Below are 17,991 nucleotides of genomic sequence, written 5' to 3'. Positions count from 1 at the left end.
TGTATATTGTATTGTTGTATATTGTATAATGTAATATTCTATTGAGTTATTTTCAATATACATTTTACAGTATACTATATACAGAAAATTAATCTGCTATATTTGGTGCGAGCCATTTTGTGGCAACTTCTGTTGAAATTCCTCTACGTTTGGCGTAATCTATTACTTGATCTTCTTTTATTTTCCCTAGTCCGAAATATTTACTTGCTGGATTGGCAAAATAATATCCTGAAACTGATGAAGCAGGCCACATGGCCATACTTTCCGTTAAGGTTACTCCTATTTCTTCTTCAACGTTTAATACTTTCCAAATCGTTGGTTTTTCTAAATGGTCTGGACAAGCAGGATAACCTGGTGCTGGACGAATTCCTTTATATTCTTCTTTAATTAATTCAAGGTTATTTAAATTTTCATCAGAAGCATATCCCCAAATTTCTTTTCGAACTTTTAGGTGTAAATATTCTGCAAAAGCTTCGGCTAATCTATCTGCTATTGCTTTTACCATGATGGAATTGTAGTCATCTAATTGCTCTTCATATTCTTTGGCTTTTTTATCTACTCCAAAACCTGTTGTGACACAAAAACATCCTATATAGTCTTGAATTTCTGAATCTTTTGGTGCTATAAAGTCCGCTAAAGCAATATTTGGTGCTCCAGCTGTTTTTTGAGATTGTTGTCTTAAAGTTAGTAGATGGAAGATGGAAGATGGAAGTTTAACTTCGATATCATCATCATTTACAGTATTTGCTGGAAAAATTCCGAGAATTCCTTTAGCAGTAAACCATTTTTCTGCAACTATTTTTTCTAACATGAATAAAGCATCATTGTATAAATTGGTGGCATCTGTTCCAACTACCTCATCAACTAATATTTTTGGAAACTTACCAAATAATTGCCACGATTGAAAAAACGGTGTCCAGTCGATAAAAGGAATTAATTCAGAAAGTTCGACATCGACAGTTTTTGTTCCAATGAAATTAGGCTTTAAAGGTTGGTAATTTGTCCAATCCAATTGCAATTTATTTTTTCGAGCTTGTTCAATGGTAAGATAATTTTTATCTCGACTTCTGTTCAAATACCCTTCACGAAGATTGTCGTATTCTTCACGGATTGCTTTTACGTAATTTTCTTTGGTTTCTTTTTGCAATAAGTTACTAGCCACTGTCACAGCTCTTGAAGCATCATTCACGTGAACTACAGTCTCTTTGTATTCTGGTGCAATTTTTACAGCTGTGTGTGCACGAGAAGTTGTTGCACCACCAATCATAATTGGAATTTTGATATTCAGTTTGTCCATTTCTTTGGCTAAATAAACCATTTCGTCTAATGATGGCGTGATTAGTCCACTTAGTCCAATTATATCTACTTTTTCACGAACAGCTGCTTCAATAATTTTTTCAGGTGGAACCATAACTCCTAAATCAATGATTTCGAAATTATTACAACCTAAAACTACTGCAACTATGTTTTTTCCAATATCATGTACATCACCTTTTACGGTTGCCATTAGGACTTTTCCAGCACTTGATGAGTTTCCTGTTTTCTCAGCTTCAATAAAAGGTAAAAGATAAGCTACTGCCTTTTTCATGACACGTGCTGACTTTACTACTTGTGGTAAAAACATTTTTCCGCTTCCGAATAAATCACCCACTACATTCATTCCTGCCATTAGATTAACTTCTATAACTTCTATGGCTTTAGCTGAATTTGAACGTGCTTCTTCAACATCAATTTCAATGAATTCATCGATTCCTTTAACTAATGAATGTGTTAATCTTTCTTGAATGGAACCATTTCTCCATTCTGCAATCGCTTTTTCATTTACTTTATAATCTCCTTTGTAACTCTCGGCTAAAGTCAAGAGTAATTCAGTTGCATCTTCCTTTCTATTTAATAATACATCTTCTACATGTTCTAAAAGAATAGGATCAATTTCATCATAAATTTCTAACATTTCAGGATTCACAATTCCCATTGTCATACCGTTTTGGATGGCATGATATAGAAAAGCAGAATGCATCGCTTCACGCACTTTATCATTTCCTCTGAAGGAGAATGAAACGTTACTTACACCACCAGAAACATTAGCATAAGGTAAATTCTCACGAATCCATTTTGTGGCTCTGAAAAAATCTAGTGCATTTAATTTATGTTCGTCCATTCCAGTTGCAACTGGAAAAATATTAGGATCAAAAATGATATCTTCTGCTGGAAAACCTACTTTTTCTACTAAAATATCATAGCTTTTTTTACAAATTTCGATTCGTCTTTCATAAGTATCGGCTTGACCATGTTCATCAAAAGCCATTACAATTACAGCTGCACCATATTTTTTTATCAACTTGGCATTATGAATAAATACTTCTTCTCCTTCTTTTAGGGAAATTGAATTCACAACTCCTTTTCCTTGGATGACTTTTAAACCAACTTCAATAATTTCCCATTTAGAACTATCAATCATAACAGGAACACGAGCAATATCTGGTTCAGCTGCAATTAGATTTAGGAATTTTGTCATGGCATAAACTCCATCTAACATTCCTTCATCCATATTTACATCGATGATTTGAGCTCCACCTTCTACTTGAGCACGAGCAATTTCAAGGGCTTCATCGTATTTTTCTTCTTTAATTAATCGAAGAAACTTACGTGAGCCTGTCACATTGGTTCGTTCACCTACATTTACAAAATTGGTTTCTGGAGTTATGATTAAAGGTTCTAATCCTGATAATTGAAGAAATTTATTGGCTTTATAACTCATCGCTTATTCTCTTGTAATGCTTATTGACTTCTTTGTAAAACAATTTAAAATCTGTTCTAAAATTTTGCCATTTATTTTGTAATCTTTTTTTGGTGTTTATTATTTTATTTTTCATTGTAATCAGACTTCTACGGTTATTCCTCTAGGTTTAAATTCATTTGCTACTTCGGCAATTAGTTTGATATGTTCTGGAGTAGTTCCACAACAACCACCAATAATATTTACTAAATTATCTTGTAAATATTCCCGAATTAAAGCCTGCATTTCTTCTGGAGTTTGATCGTATTGTCCGAAAGCATTCGGTAAACCAGCATTTGGATGAGCTGAAATATTTAATTGTGTATTATGAGCTAATCGTTTTAAATAAGGTTTCAATTGGTCTGCACCTAAAGCACAGTTAAATCCGATACTTAATAACGGAATGTGAGAAATGGAAATTAAAAAAGCTTCAACGGTTTGACCTGATAAAGTTCTTCCAGAAGCATCTGTAATTGTTCCTGAAACCATAATTGGAATGTCGATATTTCTTTCTTCTTTTACTTCTTCTATTGCAAAAAGAGCTGCTTTTGCATTTAAAGTATCGAAAATTGTTTCTACTAAAAGTACATCACAACCACCATCAATTAAAGCTTCAACTTGTTGTTTGTAGGCAATTCTTAAATCATCAAAAGTTACAGCTCTAAAACCTGGATCGTTTACATCTGGAGACATGGATGCTGTTCTGTTTGTTGGACCGATTGAACCGGCAACAAATCTTGGTTTATCTGTAAATTCATCAGCAACCTCACGAGCAATTTTAGCTGATTCGTAGTTTAATTCGTAAACCAAATCTTCTAAATGATAATCAGCCATTCCGATAGTTGTTCCTGAAAATGTATTGGTTTCTACAATATCAGCTCCAGCTTGAAAATATAAACGGTGGACTTGCTTAACAGCTTCTGGTTGTGTTATGGAAAGTAAATCGTTGTTTCCTTTTAAAGGATAAGGAAAATCTTTGAAACGTAAACCACGAAAATCTTCTTCTGAAAAATTATGGCGTTGTAACATTGTTCCCATTGCTCCATCTAGGACGAGGATTCTTTCTTTTATAGCTTCTTGTATTTTTGACATATCGTTTACTTAACCGCAAAATTTGTAATGGTTATTATCAATAATATGTTATCAAGAAATTGGAAAGAATTTCGTTGAGTTATCTTTTCTTTAAAATCTGATGAACAGATTCTGAAATAAATTCAGAATAAAGATAGAATGTAGCACCTTTCTCATTAAAGGAACAAGAGGTTGCCAAGCTTTCATTGAGTCTAATCTCTCCAGCTTTCGTGATAACAATCATTATTTTTATGAACAATGCAAAGATATAATTAAATTTATTGTAGTGAAATATTTTCTGTAATAATAATTATTTTATTAAATTTTAGTTTTATTTACCATAATTACCTAAATATTTAGTAATTTTTTCTATAAATATATTTATAATTCATTAAGTTTGATTACAAATAACATAAATTTTTAATTATAATTTTTTCAATTCAAATAGTCTTTATACATTTGCAAAAGAATTAGAGGAAAAATTTGACTGATTGCAACCTCATTAAAAAAATGCTAAAGCAGGAAACTTCCCCCTTTAGCCTTTGTGCGCAATTCAAAAAAAAAATCCCTAAGATTATTTCTAACCTATTGATTAAATTCGATATAAAAATAATAGTATGGCATATTTATTTACGTCTGAATCCGTAAGCGAAGGACATCCAGACAAAATTGCAGATCAAATTAGTGATGCATTAATTGACAACTTTTTAGCATTTGACGCTGATTCTAAAGTAGCCTGTGAAACTTTAGTAACAACCGGTCAAGTTATTTTGGCAGGTGAGGTTAAATCTAATACTTATTTAGACGTTCAACAAATTGCAAGAGATGTAATTAAAAAAATTGGTTACACCAAAAGCGAATACATGTTTGAAGCAAATTCATGTGGAATTTTATCTGCAATTCATGAACAATCTGCAGACATTAATCAAGGAGTTGATAGAGCTAGTAAAGAAGAGCAAGGTGCTGGTGACCAAGGAATGATGTTTGGTTACGCTACCAATGAAACTGAAAACTATATGCCTTTAGCTTTAGATTTATCTCATGCTTTATTAATCGAATTAGCTAATTTAAGAAGAGAGAATTCTGAAATTACCTACTTAAGACCTGATGCAAAATCTCAGGTTACTTTAGAATATTCTGACGACAATAAACCTGTTCGTATTGATGCTATTGTAATTTCGACACAACATGATGATTTTGCACCAGAAGCTGAAATGTTAGCTAAAATTAAGAGTGATTTGGTTTCTATTTTGATTCCAAGAATTAAAGCAAAATATCCGCAATACGCCCATTTGTTTAATGATGATATTACCTATCACATTAATCCAACTGGAAAATTTGTAATTGGTGGACCACATGGTGACACTGGTTTAACTGGTAGAAAAATTATTGTAGATACTTATGGTGGAAAAGGAGCTCACGGTGGTGGTGCTTTTTCTGGAAAAGATCCAAGTAAAGTTGACAGAAGTGCTGCTTATGCCACAAGACATATTGCCAAAAACTTAGTTGCAGCTGGTTTATGTGATGAAGTTTTAGTTCAGGTTTCTTATGCTATTGGAGTGGCAAAACCAACTTCAATCAATGTGGTTACTTATGGAACATCAAAGGTTGATATGACTGATGGAGCAATTAGTAAAGTGGTAGAAACAATTTTTGATATGCGTCCATATTTTATTGAACAACGTTTAAAATTAAGAAATCCTATTTATAGTGAAACCGCTGCTTACGGTCACATGGGAAGAACTCCAGAAACCGTTACAAAAACTTTTCAATTGCCAAATGGTGAACCAAAAACCGTTTCTGTTGAATTATTTACATGGGAAAAATTAGACTTTGTTGATAAAGTAAAAGCTGCTTTTGGATTGTAAAACATTAGATTCTGAAAAAAATTCAGATGATAAAAAAGTTTGTAAAAAAACCTAATTCGTAATTATGAATTAGGTTTTTTTTGTTTTAGTAAGTTCCGTTTTGCATTTTTTCTAACACATTTTTATATTCTTCAATATTGTAGTCATCTTCATTTTCTTGAGCAAATTTAATGGCTTTTTCTTCTGTTTCAATACCTTTTTGTTTTTGACCGTTTTTGTAGTATAATTGAGCTAAAGTATCTAAATAATAATGGTTATTTTTTTCAACTTTTAAACTAGTTTCACTCCATTTTATGGCTTTTTTAATTAATTCAGAATCTCTTTCATTTTCAACAACTGACCAAGCTATTGAGTTTGATGTTTGTGAAAAGAAAAATTTGAAAGATGTCCAATCATTCTGATAATCGTAAGAATCCACTTTAGAAAAGGCTTCGTCTAATGATTCAATTACATTTAAATTTGAATCAGTAATAATAGAATTGTAGTGTTTTTCAAATGAATCATATAATTCGTTTCTATCATTTAAAATATCAATATTAGTCAACAAAGCATCTAAATAATGGGTTGAAAATATATTGTTTTCAATTAAAATATTATTGTATTTTTTATAATAAGATAATGTTTTAAGAATATATTCGTTTGAAAAATTATAATTATTGTTTGTATTATTTCTAAAAACCTCTTCTAAAACATAATAAATACTTTTTTCATCATCATAATATTCTTTACCGTAATAATCGGCTACTTCTTCCATAGGAACAATAGAATCATTATACATTATTTCTTGAATTTCTACTTTTTTATTTATTACCTCATAGTATTTAAATAAATAATCAATACTCCTAAAATCAGTATTTTTTAATTCTTTGTTAAATTGACTGAACAATTTAATAGTGAAACCTTCATTTAATAGTTCTTTTTTTATGATTTTAACCAAATCATCATCGTAATCATTTTGTTTTATATAGTAATCTAAAACTTGAATCCATTTTTGTTCCAGAACTTCTTTTGTAGTTTTTAGTTTATATAAGTTTTCTATATCTTTAATTTCGTAATAAGAATAATCGTTATACGTTGAATATCTAGCACTATCCACAGCTATTTCAGTTGATTCTAAAACATATTCTTCATTTTGTTTATCCTCTATGGTTGTTTCAATTACTTTTGTAACTTCCTCAGCAGTTGCTTCTTCATCCGAAATTACTTCTACAGCAGCAAAACTATTAATATATGGAGTTTCTAATTTTAATGTGTTTTTTAAAAGCTCTTTAAGCTCTTTGGGTGTAATTTTTTTATTTTCAAACTTATTATCAATATCAGAATATACATTTGCTTTTGTAAGTTGCGTGTATAATTCATTATAATTTTCAAATAATTTATCATTTTCAGCGAGTGTACCTGTAGTATGATAAATTTTATTTCCTTTAGAGTTGACAATTGCAATTTGAGGGATATTTAACTTTTCATCAAATATTTTTTTATCCTTTGAAGTCGCTAAATAGAAATTATACTTATCATATTCTGGAACATATTCTTCATACATCTCATAGGATAAGTTTTTTTCATAATTTTGGATAAATTCATTAAAATCTCTAGTTTCATTTTTATTATTAGGATTATATGTAATTACTAAAAACTTGTTAGGACTTTTATTTAATGTATTTAATGCTTCTTTTAAAGAACCATCTACTACTAATTTAAATTTATACTTACTTTCTACTATTTCCTCTGGATAAGATAAATTATCTTCTTCTTGAATCTTAAAATCTTCTTCTATTTCATATATTATTGGAATTAATAAATTTTCTTCGTTATTATTAATTTCCTCATTTACAAATGAAAACAATTCTCTATTAGAGTTATTTATAGTGTTGTTGTATAAAGAAATACTTTTATCCTCTTTGGCTATACCCGTAAATTCTAACTTATTTATTTCTGCATAATTGTAATTAACTTCTATTTTGGAAATATTAGCATTTAATTGATATTTAGACACATAAGATTTCCCTTTGATATATTCCAACAAACAAAAATATTTTGCTTTGCCTATATTTAATGTTGCTTCATTTTCATTTCCAAAAGCATAATCATAATTTTTAGAGATGGATTGATAATTTACTTTTTCATCTAAAGTGTTTTGTAACCCATAATAAACATCTATTCCATACATATTAGTTCCATTAAAAACTAAAACAAGTGAATCTTTAGTAATAGTAGAATTATGTTGTATTACCTTAAAACTAGAAGAGGAACTTTTGTTATTAGAAAAATAAAGGGAATCATTTTTTGTAGAAATAGTTCCTTTTAAAAGAATCATTTCATACGTTTTATCTTCATTAACTTTTAATTGTATGCCTTTTTGTAAACCTTGAGAATTATAAATTCCTGGATCTATAGTATTATTTTGAGCAAATAATGAAATACAAAAAAACAGAAAGTAAATTGGAAATGTGTTTTTCATTTAAATTGAGTTTAATTTGAAGTAAAATTACAATTAATATTACTTGAAAATAAAAAAGCATCCAAAAAATATTGAATGCTCTTTTGTGTAAATTTCTATTAGATTTACAAATTATATTTCAATCCTAAAGTTATAAATCTTGGTTGCACTATGAATGAACTAAAAGTACTTGTTCCTCCTAATTGATTAAAACTATTAGTATTTAAAGCTTTTGTATTTAATAAGTTGGTTCCAGAAATTCTGTATTCCCACTTACTGCCTTTTTTAAGATAATTGATGCTTGCACTTAAAAATTCATAAGAGTTTTCAATAGTGTTGGATTTGTTAGTGTTTTCAAAAAAACTATAATCGGAAACTAACGAAAAAGCATCTAAAAAGTAATATTCTAAACCAACCGTTGGACTTTTAGTATAAACCACATCACTAAAATTGTCGTTTATAGAATAGTTGTAACGCACACTTAAATTAGGTACTTTTCTAAAGTTAGTAGATATTCCTGCGAAATAAGTTTGACTGAAAGATTCAATAGTTTGAATTTCTGAAGGATTATTATTAGGGTCATTATCGCCATCAGGATAAACACGAATGTTATTATTTTTGTTCCAGTTCAAATTAAATCCACCCGAAGCTTTGTAATATTTTAAAAAAGACCTACCATAATTAAAAGATCCGCTCAAAGTTTCGTCTGGAAAATTAGAATCTATGTTAACCGAAGTTGAAATTTGATTTACTCCAGTAATTAAAGCTCTTTGTTTGATGGCATCGATACGTTTGTTATAAGAGATATTTCCAAAAACTGTTTCGTTATTGAATAAATTAAATTTTGTGTATCGGATAGTATGTCTTTCAGAAAGAGAGTTTTCCAGAGTTCTGTTTCCGCTAAACAAACTATTGTAATTACTAAATACAAAACCTTCTGCCAGTCTGTTAACATCTGTAAAAGAATTGGTAATTGCGTAATTATAAGTTAATGAAACCGATTTCTTAATTTGATAATTTACAAAAACATCTGGTAAAAATCTTCCAAAATTCATTTTGTTTTCTGTACCTAATTGTGTGTCTTTTGTGTTGTAAGTGTGTACACTAAAACCAGGATTAAAAGTAAATTTACCTGTAATAAATTTGTAATGTAAACCAACGTATAAATCGTTAAATAAATAATCTACATTGTTGTTGTTTTCTGCACTTGTTAAATTATTACGCGTTCCATTATCCAATATTTGAAAAATAGAAGAATTAAAATTCTGATTTGACAAAGTATTTCCTAAAGTGATGTTGATGTTACTTTTTGGTGTAACCATGTAATAATAATCAAACTTGGAATCCAGTTTACTTGTTTTAACCAAACGCGATTGATTTACATCATTTCGAGTTTGACCAGCAGTATATCCGTTTAATATGAAAGGCTGATTGGCTAAATTGGCATTGTAAAAAGGATCTTCTTCTTGTAATAAGTGTTGCGTTTCAAAGGCAAAAACATGTTTATCGTTTAAGGTATAATAAAAGTTTAAGTTTTGATTGATGGAATAAGGATTTTGTTTTTTATTCGCATAAATATCACCCAAAAGCGAAGAATTTAAATTTTGATTTTCGACTTGATCAGAAATTTTTCCGTATACATCATAATCTACGTGCAACTTTGCAGAAGGCACATAACTGGAACTCAGTTTTACTATAGCCAAATTGCTTTCTTGACGCGTATTATCGGTTCTTGTTTCTGTTATTTGTTGTGTAGTTCCATCGGGCAAATTATCATTTCTATTGCTTAAACTATTTTCATTGGTGATGGTTGTGTTTCCAGAAAAAATTCCGAAACCACTAAGTGTCAATTTTTTTGTTGGATTGTAACTAAAATTTGCTGCTCCAAATTTAGTATCGATAGAAGCTGCTTGATCGTTATTATTTCCTAAAATTCCTAAATCATTAGAGGTAACGTTAAAACTAGAACCTCCTTTTCCTGAAATATTTCGAAATCCACCTGTAAGTTTAAAATAATCTCTTGCGGTAAGAGGCAATTCTCCAATATTATTTTTATTGGTAATAATATTTAAACTATATTTAGGACTGTAATAAAACAGTTTTGGATTGATCATATATCGATCTGCCTCACTGTTTTTAAATCCACCAGCCACATTTATGTCTCCAAACCAAAAGTTCTTTTTACCTTCTTTTAGTTTGATGTTTATGGCAATATTATCTTGATTGTTTTCCAAACCTTTTAAGTTGGAAACTTCGTTATAATTTCTAAGTACTTGAATTTTATCAATTGCATCAGCCGGAATGTTTTTGGTAGCCAATTTGGTATCGCCATCAAAAAAATCTTTTCCGTCGATCATTACTTTCTGAGCGGTTTTACCTTCAACTGTTATTTCGCCATCTTTACTGACTTCCATTCCAGGTAATTTTTTAAGCACATCTTCAAGTTTACGTTCTGTTCCGTTAGTAAACGAATCCGAATTGTATATAATAGTATCTCCAGAAATTGAAACAGGCATTTCATAAACCAATTCAATGGCATCTAATTGATTGCCTTCCTTTAACACAATCGGATAAAATGTTGCCTTATCTGTAGTTTGAATATTTTTTTCGTAAGATTGAAATCCAATAAAACTGACTTTTAAAGTATAAGGAGTGTTGGGTGCTAAATTTAAAAGGTATTTTCCAGCTTCATTAGTAATAGCATAGGCATCCATTGCTTTTGTTGTGTCGTTAATGGCCATAACGTTAGCCATTTCTAAAGCAACTCCTGTGGAATCTTTTACTGTACCTTCAAAACGAATATTTTGAGCAATTGAATTTAATGAGTATAAAAAGACTAATATGACTAATAATTTTCTCATATTTATTGTCTTGACATTCTAAAACCACCTCTTGAACCTCCCATTTCTCTCATTTCTTCCATTTTTTTGGTAACAATATCGTCGTATTCTTTTTGAGTTACTACTTTTCCAGTTTTAGGTGCTTTGATTTCTGCTTTTTCATTGCTATTCATGACAATTTTTGAACACAATAAAACCGTTGTTCCATCATTAACTTCTAAAATTAAACCTGGCAAACCCCAATACTTATCTGGACCTTGATTTATTGGAATTTCTGGACAATACCAAGCAGTTATTGTTTTCTCTTTAATTTGTTCAATATCATCCATAAAGTTGGTTTTCTTATTTGAATCAATTGAATCTTTGGTCTTTTTTGCTGCTTCTTTTTCTTCTTCCGTTAATTCCGTTTTTTTATCACCCTCTTTTGAATCATTATCTCTTCTTCTAAAGTTTCTAAAATCTGAAGCATCTGTAGCCACCACTGCAGTTGCTTTATAACAAGTATAATTTCCAATTTTCTTGGTTTCAGAACCCATTTGCCATTTAAAAACCGTTAAACTATCCTTTATCAAAAATTCTTTTCCAAAAAACTCTTTGTCTACAGAGTACATTTTCTCTTTTACATTTTTGTACTGAGTACCTCCACCGCCCATCATGGACATCATCATTCTACCTCTTCCGCCATCTTGACCAGGAGCATCTAGTTTTTCTTCTTCTTTATAGATGGAAGCTGCTTTATCAAAATTTAGAATAAATGTTTTCTCAAACATTTTTTTCATTCTTTCTTCAATATTTTTTTGCATTTCTGGAGTTATCTCACGATTTCCGCCAAAACCTTTCATCATTTCTGCGGTACTGGTTTTAGATTCATAAACTGCCATACCTTGAAACTCTTGAGCATTTACAAAAGAAATTAGGAAAAGTGCTGATGCAATAAGTATTTTTTTCATGTTTAAATTTTTTAGAACTGATGTTTAGACGAACAAATTTGAAAATTGTTTCACAAACTAGTTGATAATGTTATGTTAAAATACTACTTTAGACTAATCTTTTATTCGATGGTTTAAATATGAAATCAAAAATTGGTTGGTTTATTTTATTATTTTGCATTTATGGTCATGCTCAAAATGACATTTCTTTGAAGTTTAAAGATTCAATTGCAATGGATTTTACTTCTTTTTTAGGTTCAGATAATTTTGAAACCTATTATTTTAAGAATAATAATGCCTTAATTAAGCAAAATACCTCTCAAAAATTACAATACAAAAATGTGTCTCTTGGCACTATTGAATCCATTTGTTTGACAAATCCTTTGCAATTAGTTGTTTTTTACAAAGATTTTAATTCTTTAATTCTATTAGACAATCAGTTGAATGAAACCTTAAAAATTGATGGTAATTTATTAGAAATCCCTTTAAAAATTGAGGCTTTTGGTTTGGCCAGTCAAAATAAATTATGGATCTATGATGATTTTCTACAAAAAATAAATCTTTTTGATTTAAAGAATAATGAAATCAAGGTCATTTCTACACCATTGAATTCAAAAATAAAAAACTACTCAAGCGACTATAATTATTTTTATTGGATAGATGAAAAGTACAACTTTTACTCCATTTCTTTTTTTGGCACCATAAAAAAACTTGGAGTTATTCCTGCTTATGATAAAATTCAAATTATGAATGCCAACAAAATACTTTATTCAAAAGACAATACGTTGTTTTATTTTGATATTCAGAAAAAAGAAAATCATAAAATAGAAAAAGTAATCAATAGCAGTGATAATTTTTTTTGTAACAATAACGAAATATCAATATTTAATGAAAAAATTATATACAATTACTTTATGATTTTTATTTAAAGTGTATTCCTTTTCTTTTTAAAATTATAAATCAAAGTTCCAATTATAGGTATGTAAGTAACAAAAAACACCCATTCATTTTTTTGTTTTGTTGTTAGTGTTTCATTTTCATTAATATCTTTTATTGTTTTATAAGAAATATAAGCTATTACAGTACAAAAAAGTACTAATATTGAATAAACAAAAATTTTCATGGTTTCTTTAATTATTTATTTTTCTAAAAATTATTTTGTTAGTTTAGTATATATACTTTTTCTCAAAACATATTTTTATAGATTGAAAAAGCAATATTCTAAAACTCAACTTCTTTTATTTTTTGATAGTTGATGAACTTTAATTATTTAATTAGAATGATATTAATTTTTTTTTTGATATAAATTTATAATAATTTTAAATGAATTAATAAAATAAAAATTTAAAAATCAACCCAATAAATATCTGTAACTATTATTAGAATATCTGTAAAACGATTAATCATACAAAATTACAAATCACAAAAATGATTTATTAAATCCAAAAATTTTAAAAACCAATAAAGACATAAAATCTCTAAAGAGTAATTTTTTAATTCAAAGAAAATTATTTGAAAAGTGTTAAATAAATTAATTATTTTTGAACTTATTATATATTTTAAACTATTTTTACCATCAATCAAATTATTAATTACCTAATAGAATTACCATAATGCACGTAGCAATAGCAGGAAACATTGGAGCAGGAAAAACAACATTAACTAAGTTATTGGCTAAACATTTTAAATGGGAACCTCATTTTGAAGATGTTGAAGACAATCCGTATCTAGATGATTTTTATCATCAAATGGAGCGTTGGAGTTTTAACCTTCAAATTTTCTTCTTAAACAGTCGATTTAGACAAGTTTTACAAATTAGAGAAAGTGGTAAAAAAATTATTCAGGACCGAACGATTTACGAAGATGCCCATATTTTTGCACCCAATCTTCATGCTATGGGTTTAATGACCAATAGGGATTTCAATAATTATAGTTCTCTATTTGATTTGATGGAAGGATTAGTAGGACCACCTGATTTGTTAATCTATTTAAGAAGTTCAATTCCTAATTTAGTGAAACAAATTCACATGCGTGGAAGAGATTATGAAAACACCATTTCTATTGATTATTTGAGTCGATTAAACGAAAGATATGAAGCTTGGATTCAGAATTATGACAAAGGAAAACTATTAATTATTGATGTGGACAATATGGATTACGTAAATAATCCTGAAGATTTGGGAAACATTATCAACAGGATAGATGCAGAAATAAACGGATTATTTTAAAGTCTTCTCAAACCTCTTTATTGAGGTTTTTTTATATTACAAAATTTTAACAACTATGCCATTAGTAACACCACTTTCACCAGATCACGATAAAGAAACGCAAGAATTAGCTGAATTTTTTAATGAAACTTTAGGGTTTTGTCCTAATTCGGTTTTAACTATGCAACACCGAACAGCTATTTCTAAAGCTTTTATTAATTTGAATAAAGCAGTGATGGAAAATCATGGTCGCGTTACTTCTGCTTTGAAACGCATGATTGGTTGGGTTGCCAGTAATGCTGCAGGTTGTAGGTATTGTCAAGCACATACCATTAGAGCCGCTGAACGCTATGGAGCAAACCAAGAACAATTGGATAACATTTGGGAATACAAAACACATCCTGCTTTTTCTGAAGCTGAACGTGCAGCTTTAAATTTTGCTTTAGCCTCTTCTGTAATTCCAAATGCTGTAGATGAAACTATTAAATCAGATTTATACAAACATTGGAACGAAGGAGAAATTGTTGAGATGCTTGGAGTTATTTCACTTTTTGGCTATTTAAACCGTTGGAATGATTCCATGGGAACAACTATTGAAAATGGTGCCGTTGAAAGTGCAGAACAATATCTTGGAAAAACAGGTTGGGAAAAAGGAAAACATGTTTAATTTAAAGTATCAAACAAACTTATAATTTTAACATCTTCCGAAGGTTTTGATAAAGTAATTCTATAGACCTGATTTGGTAAAACGTCAAAATAATTAGCACTAAAATGTGTATTTTCAGTTGTTGACAAATACACATTTTTTGCTAAAACATCAGAAGTGATTTCAATAGTTAAATCATCTAATTTCTTAATTGAAATAGTTGGTTTTGTTAATTCTAAATCTTTTGGTTTGGCAAAATAAAACGCAGTTGAAGCTGATTTTTCAACTGAATTGAATTCAATTTTCAAAAGTGATTTTTTAAAATTAATTTCAGATATTTCTTTTTTTGAAAGCGTAAAATAAACTTCGCTTGAATTGGGTTTTACTTCTATTTTCAATGATTTTTCTAAAAGTAAATTTCCTTTAAAATCAATATTTTGAATTTTTAAATATCCTGAAATTGTTTTCAAATCATCATTTACAATAAATATTTTATAAGAATCTTTTTCTTCTTGTACTGAAATTAGTAAATTCTCATAACTTCTTTTCACTTGATAATGAAACGCTTTCCAATTGCCAAAATAATCCACAGAACTCCAAGAAGTGACTGGCCAACAATCGTTGAATTGCCAATATAAAGTCCCCATACAATAGGGTTTGGCTCTTCTGTGAGCTTCTATGGCAGTTTTCATTCCATCAGCTTGTAATAATTGTGAAACGTAAATGTAATCCTCTAAATCCTTTGGAACTACATAATCGCGTTCCATATATTCGTTTATAGTTTCATAACCCGTGGGATGTTTTTGATGGTTTTTAAAAGAATCCGAAGTTAAATTTAAATAGTCTTTACTGATTACCTTTTTCCATGTGTCTAAATTGGGCATACCTTGAAAACCATATTCACTCATGAATCTTCCTACTTTCTTTTCATAGATTTCAAAAGGTTCTTTTCCCCACCAAACTCCCCAATAATGGGAATCGCCTTGTGTCAGACTTTCTTTTCTTCCCCAACCTATTGATGGTGACGATGGCCAATAAATGTTTTTATTTTTAGGCAATAAACTGTCTAATGTTTTTGGAATCAATTGATGAAATACTTTTTCATAATCATTCCAAATTTTAGTGGAATCGGCTTTGGAATAGTTGTATTGTTTTTGCCAACCCCAATTTTTCCAACCTTCATCATTTTCGTTATTGCCACACCAAATGGCTACTGAGGGATGATTTTGCAAACGATTTACATTATCAATAACCTCTTGTTTTACATTCTCTAAAAATGCTTCATCACCAGGATACATAGCACAAGCAAACATGAAATCTTGCCAAACTAAAATGCCGTTTTTATCACATTCTTCATAAAAAGCATCATCTGCATAAATGCCTCCACCCCAAACGCGAAGCATATTCATGTTAGCATCCACAGCATCTTTTACTCTTACTTTGTAAATAGAATCTGAAACTCTTGTCATAAAACTATCATCTGGAATATAATTAGCCCCTTTCATAAAAACTGGAATTCCATTTAATTTGAAATAAAAACTCGTTCCAACTTTATCTTTCTCTTGAATTAATTCGATAGTTCGTAATCCAATTTTAAGGGTTTTATTATCTAAAATTTTTTCATTGGATTGCAATTTAAATTGAAAAACATATTGATGAGGAACCCCTAAACCATTGCACCACCATAAAATTGGATTCTTAATTTGTATTGGAATTTCAACAATATTTATTCCTTTTTTCAATTGAAAATCATAGGGTTTAGCTCCTAAATAAATTTGATATTTTCCTTTTTTTTGGACTTTTAGAGTGAATTCAAAATTAATTTTAGCTTCATCTTTATTGAGTTCTTTTTGCTCAAATTTTACATTTTCTATTTTAGCATCATTCCAAAAATGAAGCTTGACATTTTTCCAAATTCCTGCTGTTACAAATCTTGGACCCCAATCCCAACCGTATTGATATTGCGCTTTTCTGGTAAATACTTTTTCGTCTCCAGGCAAAGTATAACTCAATTTTTTTGCTTGATTTTTTCCTTCTTGAACGGCTGACTTAAATTTGATTACTAAATGATTTTCGCCTACCACTAAATGATTTTTTACTGAAATTTTCCAACTTCGAAACATGTTATTGGCTTCTAAAATTGGTTTTTCGTTTAAAAATACAGTTGCATAAGTATCTAATCCGTCCAATTGTAAATCAATATTTTTATTCTTTAATTCTGATTTTGAAACAACAAATGACGTTTTATAATTCCAATCTTCATTTTCAATCCATTGCAAATGCTTTTCATTAGCTCCATAAAAAGGATTTTTTATTAACTTATTAGCTAATAAATCGGTGTGAATTGTTCCTGGAACGGTTGCAGGAAACCAGTAATCTTTACTTTCTTGATTGAATTTCCAGATTTCTTTATTTAAACTGCGTTCAAAATTCTGACTCAAAAGAATCATTGGAAACAAGACTATGAAAAGAAATTTATGCATTCAGAATTGACTTTAATTTTTGGATTTCGATTGGATTTGCGATTTCAGTTGCATCCGTAATTGCAGATGAATGAAAGAAATTCGCTTTAGTTTTTTGTTTGATTTCATTAAGATTGGAAGAACGCAAACTTCCACCGGGCATAATATTTATTTTGTCAATTGCTTTTTCAACTAACCTTTCTAATTGATTGATTCCCTTATTAACATTTGGAGCGTTTCCTGAAGTTAAAATGGTTTGAAATCCACATTCTATTAGTTCTTCCAATGCTTCAAAAGGATTTACAACCTCATCAAAAGCTTTGTGAAATGTGCATGGAAAAGGATTTGCCAGTTCTACTAATTCTATATTCTTTACCAAATTAATTGTATTATCGCTATTTAAAATTCCGAAAACAAATCCGTTTACATTTAGTTTTTTAATTTCTGAAATTTGATTTTTCATTATTTTAAATTCTTCCTCAGAATAGACAAAATTTCCACCTCTTGGTCGAATCATGACATATAAATCGATGCTCAACTTTTTTCTTGCTTCTTTGATTAATTGTAATGAAGGAGTTATTCCTCCTAAATTCATTTCCACACAAAGTTCTACTCTATCTGCACCATTTTCTTGAGCAATTAAAGCAGATTCTAAATTAAAACAAGCGATTTCTAATTTATTATTTTGGAACATACGTTATTAATATTAGCAACGGATTACACAGATTAAATAATCTTTTAGAATTATA

The 17,991-nt window shown here is 29.3% G+C and carries 11 protein-coding genes and 1 riboswitch; of the genes, 4 read left to right on the top strand and 7 right to left on the bottom strand.

Annotated elements, in window-relative coordinates; translation table 11 throughout:
* Nucleotides 1–88 precede the first annotated feature (88 nt).
* Complete coding sequence (gene metH, locus ACTF56_RS08515) at nucleotides 89–2,761, bottom strand: methionine synthase (RefSeq protein ID WP_438966472.1); 2,673 nt, start codon at nucleotides 2,759–2,761, stop codon at nucleotides 89–91.
* Between the two features lie 120 nt (nucleotides 2,762–2,881).
* Nucleotides 2,882–3,871 carry a homocysteine S-methyltransferase family protein gene (locus ACTF56_RS08510; protein ID WP_438966471.1) on the bottom strand — a complete coding sequence of 330 codons (990 nt, stop codon included), beginning with the start codon at nucleotides 3,869–3,871 and terminating at the stop codon, nucleotides 2,882–2,884.
* A 79-nt stretch (nucleotides 3,872–3,950) separates the two neighbouring features.
* A riboswitch (SAM riboswitch) is annotated at nucleotides 3,951–4,087 on the bottom strand.
* 380 nt (nucleotides 4,088–4,467) lie between these two features.
* Between ACTF56_RS08510 and metK the strand changes: the two genes are divergently transcribed.
* Nucleotides 4,468–5,718: a methionine adenosyltransferase gene (metK, locus tag ACTF56_RS08505; RefSeq protein WP_438966470.1), complete on the top strand. Its 1,251-nt coding sequence runs from the start codon at nucleotides 4,468–4,470 to the stop codon at nucleotides 5,716–5,718.
* Nucleotides 5,719–5,803: 85 nt separating this feature from the next.
* On the opposite strand, the gene ACTF56_RS08500 is transcribed toward metK, so the two are convergent.
* The 3 genes from ACTF56_RS08500 to ACTF56_RS08490 form a co-directional block, all read right to left on the bottom strand.
* Nucleotides 5,804–8,179 (bottom strand): hypothetical protein, encoded by a 2,376-nt coding sequence (locus ACTF56_RS08500; protein WP_438966469.1) that lies wholly within the window; start codon nucleotides 8,177–8,179, stop codon nucleotides 5,804–5,806.
* A 104-nt stretch (nucleotides 8,180–8,283) separates the two neighbouring features.
* Entirely contained in the window at nucleotides 8,284–11,019 is a 2,736-nt protein-coding gene (locus ACTF56_RS08495; RefSeq protein ID WP_438966468.1) for a carboxypeptidase regulatory-like domain-containing protein, read from the bottom strand.
* 2 nt (nucleotides 11,020–11,021) lie between these two features.
* Nucleotides 11,022–11,948 carry a GLPGLI family protein gene (locus ACTF56_RS08490; protein WP_438966467.1) on the bottom strand — a complete coding sequence of 309 codons (927 nt, stop codon included), beginning with the start codon at nucleotides 11,946–11,948 and terminating at the stop codon, nucleotides 11,022–11,024.
* Between the two features lie 119 nt (nucleotides 11,949–12,067).
* On the opposite strand from ACTF56_RS08490, the gene ACTF56_RS08485 reads away from it, so the two are divergent.
* The 3 genes from ACTF56_RS08485 (at nucleotide 12,068) to ACTF56_RS08475 (ending at nucleotide 14,801) form a co-directional block, all read left to right on the top strand.
* Nucleotides 12,068–12,856, top strand: a complete 789-nt coding sequence (locus ACTF56_RS08485) for a hypothetical protein (RefSeq protein ID WP_438966466.1) — start codon at nucleotides 12,068–12,070, stop codon at nucleotides 12,854–12,856.
* Nucleotides 12,857–13,540: 684 nt separating this feature from the next.
* Complete coding sequence (locus ACTF56_RS08480; protein WP_438966465.1) at nucleotides 13,541–14,155, top strand: deoxynucleoside kinase; 615 nt, start codon at nucleotides 13,541–13,543, stop codon at nucleotides 14,153–14,155.
* 55 nt (nucleotides 14,156–14,210) lie between these two features.
* The gene (locus tag ACTF56_RS08475) at nucleotides 14,211–14,801 is read left to right on the top strand and encodes a carboxymuconolactone decarboxylase family protein (protein ID WP_438966464.1); all 591 of its coding nucleotides are present in this window, start codon (nucleotides 14,211–14,213) and stop codon (nucleotides 14,799–14,801) included.
* Here ACTF56_RS08475 and ACTF56_RS08470 read toward each other — a convergent pair.
* Both ACTF56_RS08470 and ACTF56_RS08465 read right to left on the bottom strand, forming a co-directional pair.
* Complete coding sequence (locus ACTF56_RS08470) at nucleotides 14,798–17,263, bottom strand: beta-mannosidase (protein WP_438966463.1); 2,466 nt, start codon at nucleotides 17,261–17,263, stop codon at nucleotides 14,798–14,800. The genes ACTF56_RS08475 and ACTF56_RS08470 overlap by 4 nt on opposite strands.
* On the bottom strand, nucleotides 17,256–17,936 hold the full coding sequence (locus tag ACTF56_RS08465) for a copper homeostasis protein CutC (protein ID WP_438966462.1): 681 nt from the start codon (nucleotides 17,934–17,936) through the stop codon (nucleotides 17,256–17,258). The genes ACTF56_RS08470 and ACTF56_RS08465 overlap by 8 nt, the downstream gene beginning before the upstream one ends.
* Nucleotides 17,937–17,991 lie beyond the last annotated feature (55 nt).

The sequence above is a fragment of the Flavobacterium sp. genome (assembly GCF_965657075.1).
In the GTDB taxonomy this organism is placed as follows: domain Bacteria; phylum Bacteroidota; class Bacteroidia; order Flavobacteriales; family Flavobacteriaceae; genus Flavobacterium.
This window is presented reverse-complemented; position numbering and strand designations above follow the sequence as displayed.